Genomic DNA, 12,672 nt, shown 5'->3' with positions numbered 1-12,672 from the left:
TGTTACATACCCTCATCCATTTTTTCATCAAATCCGAACATGTAAGTCAGTCCGAAAGCCACACCGATCCCTACAAGGTTTACGAGGACGTACCACAGTATCTGTTCATTCAGATACAAGAGCGTTCCCGGCAGTACAGTGATAGCCATTCCTGTAGCTTTCAGATTAACGAGAGCAGCCAGGAACCCGCCGGCTCCGCCTCCTATAAGCCCCATGATGAACGGTTTCCCGTAGCGGAGATTGACACCGAAAATAGCCGGTTCTGTGATTCCGAGAAAAGCGGAAAGACTGGACGGATATGCCAGAGCTTTCATTTTGTTTTTGCTTGTTTTCACTCCGACAGCAAGCGCGGCGCCACCCTGAGCGGCGATAGCCGAAGTGACGATCGGGTTGAACGGGTTATACCCGAGATTCTCCAACAGCTGAATTTCAAGAAAGTTGAAGATATGATGCACCCCGGTAATAACGATAATCTGGTTGAAAAAGCCGATAATAAGACCACTGAGTCCATACGGTAATTCAAGCAATGCTCTCGTCCCCTCGAAAATCCAACCTTCCACAATGTGAAGAAGAGGCCCTAGAGCAAACAGGGACAACGTAATCATAATCAGAAGTACAAGGAAAGGTGTAACGATCAGATCAAGAGCTTCCGGCACCCGTTTCCGGAAAAATTTCTCTACCTTAGCTCCGACGAGTCCAGCGAAGAAGGCAGGAAGCACAGATCCCTGGTAACCGATCACAGGAATGAAACCTAAGAATTGAAGCGGTTCTGCCGTCCCTGCTGCCACTTCCCACGCGTTAGGTAAGGACGGGGACACAAGCATCAATCCGAGTACAAGACCGAGTACAGGCGTGCCGCCGAAGACCCGGAACGTGGACCAGGCAACCAGAGCCGGTAAAAATACGAAAGCCGTATCCGTAAGAACTTGTGTGAATAACAGGAAGTTTTCGGATACATCCTCCGGTGCCATACCGAAAAGAGCCAGAATCTGCTCCTGTGTGAAAAGACCACGGACCCCCATAAACAGACCAGTCGCAACCAGAACGGGGATGATCGGAACGAAAACGTCCCCGAAAGTACGGATCGCTCTCTGGAATCGATTACCTTGCTGTTTCGTTTCTTCTTTCATTTCAGATTTCGTACTACCGGTAACTCCTTGATTCGTAATCTCTTCGTAGATCCGATTGACGGTACCTGTGCCAAAGATGATTTGGTACTGTCCGGAGTTGTAAAAGGCCCCCTTCACCTTTTCTATGTTTTCAACTCCTTCTACGTCAACTTTCTCATGATCGTGCACCATGACTCTGAGACGTGTCGCACAGTGGGCGATCGACTGGATATTCTCTTCTCCACCGACAGCTTCAACCACCTGTTTCGCAATCTCTTCATTGCTGGCCATTTTAATTCCCCCCATTTTGTGTGATCGATTCCACACAAAAATAAAAAATAACGCTTTCATCTTAGTTGAAAAAAGAAGATGTGTAATCGATTACACATCGTTGATAATTGTCACTATACACTATCTCTTTTTATAAGTCTATACTTGTGCATCATTTTTTTATTGTAATTTTTTCCTTCCATCGTCGCCAGCAACATCTCACCGATCGCTTCTCCAGCTTCCTCATTATAATAATCGACCGTCGTCAGAGACGGCGTGATGTATTTCGACATGACAGCATCGCCGATACCAGCCACCGCAATATCTTCAGGGACGCGGAACCCTTGCTCCTTCAGGTATTCCATCGCTCCTGTAGCCATACGATCCGTTACACAAAAGACGGCACTCGGGATTTCTGAACGATTACTGGTGATGATCTGTTTCATCGCTTCATATCCGGACTCGATGCTGAAATCACCTTCCGCCATCCAGCTTTCGTTCACTTCTAATCCCTGTCTCTCCATTACATCTATGTATGCTTTTTGTCTGATACTACCGACCGCAGGGTCCGTTTTGGACACTCCGATAAAACCGATTTTCTTATGATCCTTTCCTACCAGCAACTGCATCATATCCGAAGAGGCATCATAGTCGGCATACGTCAGTGAAGGTATACCCGGCACCTCCTGACCAAGTGCTACAACAGGGATAGGCAGCGCCTCTATTTCTTTCTGAAGACGTTCCCCGATATTCGTCGCCAGCAGAATGATTCCGTCGGCCTGTCTACTCTTAAGTAACCTCAAATATTCGATCTCTTTATCCGGGTCCAATTCCGTATCGGTCAAAAGGATCTGCATCCCTTTCTTTTTCATCACCTTATTGATTCCCGAAACGACACGACTGGATGTTTCTGTACTGATTTTCGGAAGAATGATGCCGATGACCCCCGTCTTCTTCGTACGAAGGGACTTAGCCGACTGGCTTGGCATATATCCTGTTTCACTAATGATCTGTTCAATACGTTCCCTCGCTTCCTGGCTTACGTATCCATTACTGTTCAAAAATCTCGACACAGTCGTCCGGGATACTCCTGCCATTTGAGCGATATCATTTATAGTCGTCATCGTACTCTCTCCCACATTTCAAAATAGAACCCTTCCTTTTTGCAGAAGGGATCTCCTGAAAATAAATATTCAGGCGGACGCTTATCCAGGGGCAATGCTATTCCCGTCGGAGTCGCCGCCTTTTTCTATATCCACGCTATTAAACTCGAATCATAACAGAGCCCGGAAATTTTCATGTATCATGGTGCAAATATCTTTGCATGAACGTCTCTGTTAAAGCCGGGTTTTGATTTTAGAACGAAGGGTGGGGACGCCTGCGGGAATAGCATGAACGGAAAATCACCGGAATCGACCCCAGGGAGATTCCGGAAGTTTACGTCATGCCCGTGGCAAGCTTCCGCCCGTAGAAAAAAATCAACTAGGAACGATAACAGAGCCTTAGCAGAAGGGCTCTCTTAATCAGGAGCAGTGAACGACACTGTTTTCCTTGATGGAGCGGTGACACGCATCAATAACCCGCATGTTGTCAAGGGTGTTCTCCAACGTGTGGACCACTCCTTCATCTCCATTCAAAATGGCCTCGGATAAATGTTCCACTTCAAATCGGTACTGATCGCCATGGATAGCTTCGCTTCGTACTGTGTCGCCAACCGTAACGTGGACCAGCCCCTCTCCCCCCTGTACATCCGGGCGGAAGGCACGAGGTACGAAAACACGTCCTTCGGTACCTATGATTTCATATTCATTTCTATTCGTCATATCAAAACTGCTCTCCATAACGGCTTTCTTGCCGTCGGTGAAGGTGAAGTAACCGATGGAGGACGATTCGATTCCCCGTTTTTCATCTTCGGTCCCATGCACGAATACCGTCTCAGGTTCATCTTCAAGAACATTACGGATTACGTGAATCGCATAACAACCGAGATCGTAAATACTGCCGCCGCCTTTTTCTTTAGCCGCCCGGATATTCGTCTCCCGCTTTTCTTCCGGGAGCAAAAAGGAATGGGAGGCTCGCATGTACCGTACTTCTCCGATTTCCCCTGAAGTGACGATCTCTTTGACTCGTTCGTGCTGAGGATGAAAATAATACATGAACGCTTCCATCAGCAACACCTTCTCTTCATCGGCTGCTTTTTTCATCTCGCTGGCTTCCTCGAGAGTCAACCCGAGAGGCTTTTCGCAAAGGATATGTTTCCCTTTTCTTGCAGCTTTGATGGTCCATTCCTTGTGCAGATGGTTCGGAAGCGGGATGTACACAGCATCTACATCCGGGTCATCGAGCAAATTCTCATAACTGTCGTAAGCTTTTTCGACTTCGAAATAGTCCGCAAGCTGCCTGGCATTATCTATATCACTGCCTGTTGCGATTGCGGTCACCTCTGCATTGCGCGCTCGTATCATTGTAGGAATCAGCTGTTGTTGAGCAATCCCCGCTGTACCAATTATTCCCCAGCGAATTTTCTCCATACTCATAAATAGACTCCTTTCTTTACTGTCCACCGTCTGTTACTCTTTCTCCCCGAAAATTTCTATCAAAAACTTATATACTCCATTTTCCGTGTTCGGATGTGACGTCGTCTCCGGAAACTGGTCCTTCAACTCTTCCGGAGCGTTTTGCATAACCACCGGACGTCCGGCAAGTTCGAGCATAGGTATATCATTCCCACCGTCTCCGATAGCCATCATATCATCAGCTGCCACTCCGTAATGGTCAAGCAGAAGTTCAAGAGCGGAGGCTTTACTCACTCCTTCTTTCATCACTTCTACATTGTGCTCAGACGAAGAGGAAGTCACAAACGGTTCGTTCTTCCCGCCTAGAGCTACTTTCCAGTTTTCCAATTTCTCCTGATCCTTTGTGAAATAATAAATCTTCAGTACCTGGCTCAAGTCGATCCCGTCTACAATCGTCAAATCTTCCTGCCAGACTTTCTGCCTTGAATTCCATTCGTGATCCTTCACGGTTTCGGGTTTCGGGTCTTCGAGTTCTTCCATCAAAAACACTTCGTCTTCCTTGAATACAAGGCGTTGTCCATCTTTTGTATGTATTTCATAATATAAGCGGTGCTTACGATTTTCTTCGATGATACTGTGAATCAGCTTCTCATCCACGACCTCATCAGCCAACACTTCCTCCCGGGCGACAGCCGTCATGCCATTCGCCGCTGCGATACCGTCAGGCGTAAGTTCTGCAGGGAGCACCCCTTCTATATCCGAAATCGTTCGTCCTGTAGCAAGAAAAACGTAGTAGTTCTTTTTCTGTAAATACTGGATATAGTCGATCAGTTCGTAGGAAATGATGTGGTCATCATTCAATACCGTGCCATCCATATCAAGTGCGATCGCCTTCATTTTGCACCCCTCCCTTCATCCTATTCTAACATATTCTACTACGTCCATCCGGCTTTTCATACCGTGCAGAACGCTTCTAAAGGCAGATGTAAAAAACAAGAACGTAAACAAACTGCCTATGGAGAAGGCAGTTTGTTCTCAATCTTCGACTTCAATTTTTCCTAGAAAATAAGCATCCACTTGATCGAGCCTGCCACGCCAATATACGCCCCCTTCTTCAGGAGTGGCACTATCGGCTACATAAATTTTCGCATCTTTCAGATGGATGAAAGAATAATGGTCGTGCTCCTGATTCTTCGTTCCTTCCGCAGCTTCTTCGAATTTTTCGCTTATTTCTTGAGACACATCGTCTCCGTTTTCAAAAAGGTGGGAGGTAGAGGATAGATAGTCGTAAGCAGATGTCAGGGTACCAGTCACAAGCGCCCCTTTCATCTGTAAAGTCAGATCGATAGAAAAATCATGATGGTTCGCAGTCTTCACGTACGTTTCCAAAATGTCATCCATGTGTGTTCCCTCCTATTTGGACTCGTCCTCAGAACTCGGATGGACCGCACTTTCCTGATTTACTGTCTTTTTCTTGCTTCCTGTACTTTTCTGTACAGTATTACGTTTTTTTGATGAAGAAGATTGATTTTTCTTATCATCGGAGCGTTCTTCTTCTTTATCTTCCTTATGATTGTTTGAACTGTTCTTTCGCTGCCTCCTGTGTACCTTCTTTGGCGTCCTGTTTCGCCTCTCCCACCGCTTCTGCGGGGCTATCCGATTTCTTCATTACTTTACCGACGTCCGGAATGACCTTGCGTGCCAGGCGAAACACTTTTCCCGTAGTTTCAAACATAAGCCACACCCCAAAATATTCATATTACACTTTGAGTACCCACTCCAGAACAATGTTAAACGCTATCACGTGTTTTATAACAGTATTTTCAAACGCTTACATAAATGTGGTATACTTTTCCTAATACATGAAGGAGGTATGGGCAATGGAACTGATACTAACGGACTTTTTGGACAGAGCTGTGATGATTTATGGAAAAAAAGAAGCGATCGTCGACCAGGATGAAAACACTCATACATATCAGGAGGTAAACAGACGGGTCCAGCAACTTTCCCATGGCCTGGACAGTCTCGGTGTCCGAAAAGGGGACCGCGTCGCTTACCTTGCTCCGAATACACTCGAGATGTACGAAGGGTTTTACGGGGTTTTTCAGACGGGAGCGGTGATGGTTTCGCTGAACACTCGCCTCAAACCTGAAGACTACCGCTTCATACTGGACCATAGCGAAAGCAAAGTGCTCTTTGTCGATTACGAACTGGTGCCGTTAATCGAACCTATTGTAGAACAACTGGAAACGGTGGAACATATCGTCGTCCACGGAAGAGACAAAGAAGAAAATGGAATGGCCGGCTATAACTCCTGGCTCGCATCTTTTCCCGAGACTCCGTTCCCCCGCGCCGATGTGAAAGAGGACGATACAGCCACGCTTCTCTATACAAGCGGTACTACCGGAAATCCTAAAGGAGTCATGCTCACGCACAGAAACAATTATCTGCATGCCCTTTCCATCCAGCACCACCTGCGTGTATCAGACAGGGATACGTTGATCCATATCCTTCCGATGTTCCACGTAAACGGATGGGGCTCCCCATTCTATTACACAGCAAACGGGGCGACACAGGTGATGCAGAAAAAAGTGATACCCGAAGAAATCCTCGAGAAAGCGAAGAAATACGAAGCTACTGTCATGCACATGGCACCGACTGTATTGAACGGACTAATCAGCAAGTATCACGAGCTCAAACCTCCCATCCCGGAAACGATGCGACTCGTCATCGCGGGTTCCGCTCCGCCTAAAGCTTTCGTAAAGGAGATCGAAGAAGAGATCGGCTGGGAATTCTATCAGGTATACGGCATGACTGAATCGTCTCCGCTCAGTACAGCTTCTTATATCTCCACGGAGGAGGATGCTCTCAAAGGGGATGAGTACTACGAAGCAAAAGCGAAAGCCGGACTGGAAGTGATCAGCACCAAAGTCCGGGTCGTCGACGAAACAGGAGAAGAAGTACAAAGAGATGGAAAGGAAGTCGGAGAAGTCATTGTAAAAGGTCCAGGCGTCATGAAAGGGTACTGGAAGAACGACGAAGAAACCAACCGCACGATTCAGAACGGGTGGCTGTATACGGGAGACATGGGTACCATCGATGATCGCGGCAGAGTAGCTATCACTGACCGCAAAAAAGACATTATCATCAGCGGTGGGGAAAACATTTCCTCCATTGAAGTGGAAAGCGTGTTCTATGATCATCCGGATATTCAGGAAGCTGCCGTGATTGCCCTTCCACACGAAAAATGGGGAGAAACCCCTCACGCAATCATCGTTCAAAAAGAAGGAAGCGGATTGACGGAAGAAAAAGTCATCCAATTTTCCAAGAAGAAACTGGCGCACTTCAAGTGTCCGACCTCCGTCACTTTCATCGAGGAACTTCCGAAAACCGCAAGCGGTAAAATCCAGAAAGTGAAGCTTCGCAACCTGGTAGGTGAAGATAAATGATCAGTCGAGGAGAGGCACTCCGTTACCGCTCGTTCCAAAGAGCTATGCATCTTTCGAGCCGTTTTCTTCCCTGGCGCCGTCCAGAACTTATCGAAGGGGAAAACAGCGTTCATACTCTGGTCGGGAAGCTGAAAGAAGAGAAGTTTGAGAGGGTGCTGATTGTCACTGATAAAGGGATCAGAGCAGCAGGGCTTATGGAGTCTTTTCTCAGGAAACTGCATGAGGAGGGTATCGGATACGTCATCTACGATGAAACCGTACCGAACCCGACGCTCGAAAATATCCGTGATGCCCTCCATGAATACCGATTCCACCACTGTCAGGCCATCGTGGCTTTTGGCGGGGGATCGGCTATTGACTGCGGCAAAGGAGTAGCCGCCAAAGTGGCCCGTCCGGAGAAAACGATTGAAGAGATGAAAGGTCTGTTCCACATCCGCCGCAGAACCCCGCCACTCATAGCGATTCCGACAACTGCTGGAACCGGAAGTGAAGGAACCGCGGCCACGGTCATCTCCAATCCGGATACGCTGGAGAAATATCCGCTGATTGATCTGTCGCTCATTCCTGACAGGGCTGTGTTGGATGTAAACCTGGTTCTCGACCTCCCGTCGCATATGACAGCGATGACGGGGATGGATGCGTTGACTCATGCGATAGAAGCATACATCGGAAGAAGCAATACGAAAGAAACCGAACTTTTGAGCCGGAAAACGGTACGACTCGTTTTCGGTAATCTGTTGAAAACGTACCATGAGCCTTACGATAAAAAAGCTAGAGCTGCCATGCAGGAAGCTGCCTACTATGCGGGACTCGCTTTCACAAAAGCATATGTCGGCTATGTCCACTCCATCGCTCATACACTCGGAGGTTTCTACCGTACACCGCACGGACTCGCTAACGCTGTCATTCTCCCATATGTCCTTGATTACTACGGAGAAACTATCCATGGACGACTTGCGGACCTTGCCGACAGTGCGGGAATTACAGACCTCTCCATGAGTGATAGGGAAAAGGCAGAAACTTTCATTGAAGCGATCCGCCGGATGAACAGAGAAATGGACATACCTTCAAAACTCCCGGAAGTGAAGAAGATAGACATTCCCACTATGGTCGAACGTTCCATGCAGGAAGCGCACCCTTTATACCCTGTACCGAAGCTTATGCAGAAAAAGGAGATGGCCGATATCTACAGGAAAATAAGCAATAATTAAGCCCCGTCATCCGTGCAGGATGAGCAGGGCTATCACCGGCCGGGTCCTCCCGGCTTTTTTTATTTTAGCTCTGTTAAAGCCGGTTATTGATTTTAGAACGAAGGGTGGAGACGCCTGCGGGAGAAGCATGAACTCAAAAATCACCAGAATCGAACGTAGAGAGATTCTGGAAGTTTACGTCATGCCCGCGGCAAGCTTCCACCCGTAGGGATGAAAATCAACAATAAACGATAACAGAGACGTTTATGCAAAGATATTTGCACCATGATACATGAAAATTTTCGGGATCTGTTATGATTCGAGTTTGATAGCGTGGATAAAGAGAAAGGCGGCGACTCCGACGGGAACTCGGGTAGCTGAAGACCCCGCAGGGAAACGAGGAGGCTGAAGCATTGCCCGTGGAAAGCGTCCGCCTGAATATTTATTTTCAGGGTAGCCTTCATTTTTCCCTAGACCCGTTTTGCCACCGCCTGGATCAGGGCGTCGGAATCATCTAGGCCTGTAATCTCTTTGAGAGCACTTACAGGGCCGTGCTCTTCCCGTAATGCTTTCAGTTGCACTGCTTCTTTATCTTCTTCATTTTCGTAATACAAAGCGGATATGATAGTTGAAATAAGGTGGACCGGGGCCTCCTCAAACATCTGGAGATGGGCACGGGCCGGTCGCACGAGACGGTCCTCCAGTCCCAGTTTACGCATCGGGCCCCTTCCTACTCTCGTGACGTAATCGGAAAGATCAGGGTTCCGGAACCTTTCGATAATCGTATCGATATAATCCCGGTGCATCTCTTCATTGAAACCGTACCTCTCTATGAGAACCTTTCCGGTTTCCATGAGGGTTCGTCGTACGTGATTGACGATGTCTTCATCATCCATCGCCTGCCTGATGGTTTCATACCCTTTCTCCGCCCCTTTATACGCTGTAGCAGCATGGCCTGTATTGACCGTGAAAAGTTTCCGCTCTATATAAGGCTCCAGACGATCTACGTAAGTGAGACCATGGACCTCCGGCAGGGTTTCAGGGAAGGTCCCTCTCTCCACTACCCACTCGAAATATGGTTCCACACTGACGTCCAGAACGTTTTCGTTGTTCTGGAGCGGAACGATACGATCCACCGCCGAATCCGGGAAGCCTGCAGAGTCAAGTACGTCGTCCCCCGCGATTTTCACGACTTCTTCTTTCAGCCGGCTGCTGCCTCCGATCATATTTTCACATGCGATGACAAGGATCGGGGCTTTCTGTGCCTCTTTTCGATTTTTGAGTCCTTCTGCAATCGCTGGTGCAATGTGAGGCAGTACGTTCGGCCCTACTGCAGTAGTTACGATGTCCGCCTCCATGATCGCTTTTGTCAGTTGTTCCGGCGCACTGGAGCTGTTAACCCCGCTCACGCCTTCTACGGTAAGCTTTTCATCGCTACCTGCATAGTGGACATTGTACGACTGCTTGTCGTTCAGTTCATCTATGATTTCTGCATTGATGTCAGCAAATACGATTTCATATCCCGACTTATACAGTAATTCCCCGATAAAGCCACGACCGATATTCCCGGCACCGAAATGTACAGCTTTCATACTACTCCACCTCATTAAAAATATTGATGATCTCCTCTTTCGAAGGAGCGTTCAAAATACGATCGATATTTTCTTCTTCTGAGCAGACAATGGCGATTTTCGAGAGGATATCGAGGTGTTCATTCCCTTTACCTGCAATCCCGATAATCAGTTTCACAATATTTCCATCACCGAAGTCCACGCCTTCAGGGGCAGTGATGATCGCAATCCCCGTTTCTTTGACGGATTTTTTCGCAGCTTCTGTACCGTGCGGAATCGCTAAATAATTCCCCATGTACGTAGAGGTGATTTCTTCCCTTTCCATCATGGTGTCGATATACGCTTCTTCTACATATCCTTGAGACAGCAAAATACCACCCACTTCCCTGACAGCCTCTTCTTTCGAATTGATCGTTTCATTCAAACGTATATTCTCCGTTGTCAATACGTTACTCATTGCTATCGTCTCCTTTTATTTTAGAATTGAAGAAATGGTTCAGACGCCTGGAAAAATATTGTTTCAAACGCGCCTCTTCTTTTGACTCAAGCACCTCTCTGGACTCCTCTTCTTCCACAAAAAGAGAACTGATGAAACTGAGCGTTTCTAGACTTTCTTCAGGTGGTTCAGGTGGGGTAAGCATGAGAAGAACCGTATCTGCATCGATACTATCTCCATCCATACTATTCACAGTTACCGGATGCTCCAGAAAATGTACCGTGAATGATATACTTCCGGCGCTTTCCGTCCTTGTATGAAATAAAGCAGCAGAGGTGCCTGGAATACCGAGCCCCCCTACTTCTTCCCTGTCCAGTAATTGCTGTACAACCCGGGGATCATAAGGCAGGAGGTCCTTTTCTGCCAGTTCCCCGATAATATGGTGAAGAAACTCGTTGGAATCCCTCCCCTTGGCATCCGTCACATAAAAAGCGTCCAGGACTTCACTGAGAGCCTCGGCATAACGTTTAGCTTTTCCGATAGTTTCCCTCGTCTCTTCCCACGTCCAGGACTCTTTCTGACTTGGTGCCGTCGTCGCTCTTTCTTTTAGCCGGGAAGACACTTGCAGTTTGCGGATAGCTGCTTCTATTTTCTGAACGTCTTTTTCCTGCAAAACCGGGTTTACGAGAACATACTCGACGGTCTTATGAAGAGGCACCGTCGAAATGATAAGATCATAATCTTCGAGCGGCTTTCGATCCAGGTCGAATAAAGAACCGTGTTCGACCGACTCAATTGAGGAAAACTGTTGCGTGAGTTTCGCCGATAAAATCTTTGCCGTTCCTACTCCGCTTGAACAGACGACCAAAGTTTTCACAGCCTTCCGGTCCTCCATGTTGATAATAGCCGATGCAAAATGCATTACGAGGTAAGCGACTTCGTCTTTCGGAAAAGTAACGTCCGGAAACACTTCCTGAAGTGTTTCTTCCAAAAGAAAAAACAAGTCCGGATAATCATTTTCCAGTTGAGCCGTAAATGGATTGACGATGTCCATGTTCTGTTGCAATCGATAAATGCTCGGCTTAAGGTGCACAACGAGGTCGTTCAGGAGGCGATCCGAACTATGAAAATCATAGTCCGTTCGCTTGGTCATGACTTCTATCAGCTGCTTAGCCTTGAATGCCGTACTCAGACTAGAATCCTCCAGCCAGTACTCTTGGGTGAACCTGGCCTTGGCTCCCATCAAGTGTCCAGTGATGTAAGCTATTTCCGCTTCAGGAATGGAGAGGTTCAAATTCTCCTCCAGTTTCTTTCCGAGAAGCTCTGCCGATTCAAACTCTTTGCCTTTTTGCATGTGGAGGAAGTATTCATTATCTATTTCGATCGTCTCTTTCTGTCTTATCCGCTCCACCGCTAAAGCCAGGTGGACGACCAGCCCGACGTAGGCATCATCTGAAAAATCATAGGGGAGCGTCTCTTTCACTTCTCGGACTGCCGCTTCAATTACTGTAAGAGCTTCCACATTCACAAGGCCGAGTAATTGCTGGGCGATATCATTGATCACTGTTTTACTCGTAGCGTGAGTTCCGAGAAGAGACAGGAAGTCGATTTCGTTCATGTGGGTCATGATAAGGTTGCTCATCGCTTCCCTGATCCGTTTCTCTTCCCCGATAATTTCCACGCCATATCCACGTTTACGTACTAGTTTCAAATCGAAGTTTTCCACATGCTTCTGTACCCTGTCCAAATCGTTGCTGACGGTCGCCACCGTCACATTCAGTTCTGAGGCAAGCCCTATGAGTTTGAGCGGAACGTTCGATTCGAGCAATTTGGAAAGCAACAGGAGCTGTCTTTCATCTGCGGTGTAATCAACAAAGGGTTGACCAAACACCCGGGCTTTCACTTCCTCTTTCTCTTCTTCGTCCCCCTTCAAAAGAATAAGGAAATGATCCGTACGCTCGATCGTTATAGCCGAATCCTCGAGCATCGTTTCCAGACCTTTCAGATCTCTGTGAATGGTTCGGGTACTGACTGCCAGCTCTTCAGCGAGCCCTTTGATCGTCACGTCTTCCTCCCCGAACAACAGCTCCAGGATTTTTCGTTCACGTCCGGTAACGTACAACGGATCACC

The 12,672-nt window shown here is 47.5% G+C and carries 11 protein-coding genes; 2 read left to right on the top strand and 9 right to left on the bottom strand.

The window, feature by feature from the left end:
• Positions 1 to 2: 2 nt before the first annotated feature.
• From BW944_RS05585 to BW944_RS14980, 6 genes are all read right to left on the bottom strand, one after another.
• Positions 3 to 1,400 (bottom strand): sucrose-specific PTS transporter subunit IIBC, encoded by a 1,398-nt coding sequence (locus BW944_RS05585; RefSeq protein WP_076557581.1) that lies wholly within the window; start codon positions 1,398 to 1,400, stop codon positions 3 to 5.
• 113 nt (positions 1,401 to 1,513) lie between these two features.
• Positions 1,514 to 2,503 (bottom strand): LacI family DNA-binding transcriptional regulator, encoded by a 990-nt coding sequence (locus tag BW944_RS05580; RefSeq protein WP_076557579.1) that lies wholly within the window; start codon positions 2,501 to 2,503, stop codon positions 1,514 to 1,516.
• Positions 2,504 to 2,902: 399 nt separating this feature from the next.
• Positions 2,903 to 3,916 carry a Gfo/Idh/MocA family protein gene (locus BW944_RS05575; RefSeq protein WP_327290843.1) on the bottom strand — a complete coding sequence of 338 codons (1,014 nt, stop codon included), beginning with the start codon at positions 3,914 to 3,916 and terminating at the stop codon, positions 2,903 to 2,905.
• A 33-nt stretch (positions 3,917 to 3,949) separates the two neighbouring features.
• The gene (locus tag BW944_RS05570) at positions 3,950 to 4,792 is read right to left on the bottom strand and encodes a Cof-type HAD-IIB family hydrolase (RefSeq protein WP_076557577.1); all 843 of its coding nucleotides are present in this window, start codon (positions 4,790 to 4,792) and stop codon (positions 3,950 to 3,952) included.
• A 138-nt stretch (positions 4,793 to 4,930) separates the two neighbouring features.
• Positions 4,931 to 5,296, bottom strand: a complete 366-nt coding sequence (gene gvpU / locus BW944_RS05565; protein ID WP_076557575.1) for a gas vesicle accessory protein GvpU — start codon at positions 5,294 to 5,296, stop codon at positions 4,931 to 4,933.
• Positions 5,297 to 5,462: 166 nt separating this feature from the next.
• Positions 5,463 to 5,630 carry a hypothetical protein gene (locus tag BW944_RS14980; RefSeq protein WP_159438163.1) on the bottom strand — a complete coding sequence of 56 codons (168 nt, stop codon included), beginning with the start codon at positions 5,628 to 5,630 and terminating at the stop codon, positions 5,463 to 5,465.
• 145 nt (positions 5,631 to 5,775) lie between these two features.
• Between BW944_RS14980 and BW944_RS05560 the strand changes: the two genes are divergently transcribed.
• Together BW944_RS05560 and BW944_RS05555 are read left to right on the top strand one after the other, a co-directional pair.
• A complete protein-coding gene (locus tag BW944_RS05560) occupies positions 5,776 to 7,344 on the top strand; it encodes a long-chain-fatty-acid--CoA ligase (protein WP_076557573.1) in 1,569 nt (522 codons plus the stop codon).
• Positions 7,341 to 8,555, top strand: coding sequence for an iron-containing alcohol dehydrogenase (locus BW944_RS05555; RefSeq protein WP_076557571.1), 1,215 nt, complete (start codon positions 7,341 to 7,343; stop codon positions 8,553 to 8,555). The genes BW944_RS05560 and BW944_RS05555 overlap by 4 nt, the downstream gene beginning before the upstream one ends.
• A gap of 449 nt (positions 8,556 to 9,004) precedes the next feature.
• On the opposite strand, the gene BW944_RS05550 is transcribed toward BW944_RS05555, so the two are convergent.
• From BW944_RS05550 to BW944_RS05540, 3 genes are read right to left on the bottom strand one after another with little or no spacing between them, the layout of a single operon-like run.
• Positions 9,005 to 10,126, bottom strand: a complete 1,122-nt coding sequence (locus BW944_RS05550) for a mannitol-1-phosphate 5-dehydrogenase (RefSeq protein WP_076557569.1) — start codon at positions 10,124 to 10,126, stop codon at positions 9,005 to 9,007.
• A 1-nt stretch (position 10,127) separates the two neighbouring features.
• Complete coding sequence (locus BW944_RS05545; protein ID WP_076557567.1) at positions 10,128 to 10,562, bottom strand: PTS mannitol transporter subunit IIA; 435 nt, start codon at positions 10,560 to 10,562, stop codon at positions 10,128 to 10,130.
• Entirely contained in the window at positions 10,555 to 12,663 is a 2,109-nt protein-coding gene (locus BW944_RS05540) for a BglG family transcription antiterminator (RefSeq protein ID WP_076557565.1), read from the bottom strand. The genes BW944_RS05545 and BW944_RS05540 overlap by 8 nt, the downstream gene beginning before the upstream one ends.
• Positions 12,664 to 12,672: the final 9 nt, after the last annotated feature.

Origin of the sequence: Salimicrobium flavidum (assembly GCF_900156645.1) — a bacterium.
Lineage (GTDB): Bacteria > Bacillota > Bacilli > Bacillales > Halobacillaceae > Salimicrobium > Salimicrobium flavidum.
Note: the sequence above shows the minus strand (reverse complement) of the source record. Positions and strands in the feature narration are given on the sequence as shown.

Bases quoted from the DNA above. Each gene is read 5' to 3' on its own strand.
- BW944_RS05555 (WP_076557571.1), top strand. From the start codon at position 7,341: ATGATCAGTCGAGGAGAGGCACTCCGTTACCGCTCGTTCCAAAGAGCT.
- BW944_RS05545 (WP_076557567.1), bottom strand. From the start codon at position 10,562: ATGAGTAACGTATTGACAACGGAGAATATACGTTTGAATGAAACGATC.
- BW944_RS05585 (WP_076557581.1), bottom strand. From the start codon at position 1,400: ATGGCCAGCAATGAAGAGATTGCGAAACAGGTGGTTGAAGCTGTCGGT.
- gvpU (WP_076557575.1), bottom strand. From the start codon at position 5,296: ATGGATGACATTTTGGAAACGTACGTGAAGACTGCGAACCATCATGAT.
- BW944_RS05560 (WP_076557573.1), top strand. From the start codon at position 5,776: ATGGAACTGATACTAACGGACTTTTTGGACAGAGCTGTGATGATTTAT.
- BW944_RS05570 (WP_076557577.1), bottom strand. From the start codon at position 4,792: ATGAAGGCGATCGCACTTGATATGGATGGCACGGTATTGAATGATGAC.
- BW944_RS05575 (WP_327290843.1), bottom strand. From the start codon at position 3,916: ATGAGTATGGAGAAAATTCGCTGGGGAATAATTGGTACAGCGGGGATT.
- BW944_RS05550 (WP_076557569.1), bottom strand. From the start codon at position 10,126: ATGAAAGCTGTACATTTCGGTGCCGGGAATATCGGTCGTGGCTTTATC.
- BW944_RS05580 (WP_076557579.1), bottom strand. From the start codon at position 2,503: ATGACGACTATAAATGATATCGCTCAAATGGCAGGAGTATCCCGGACG.
- BW944_RS14980 (WP_159438163.1), bottom strand. From the start codon at position 5,630: ATGTTTGAAACTACGGGAAAAGTGTTTCGCCTGGCACGCAAGGTCATT.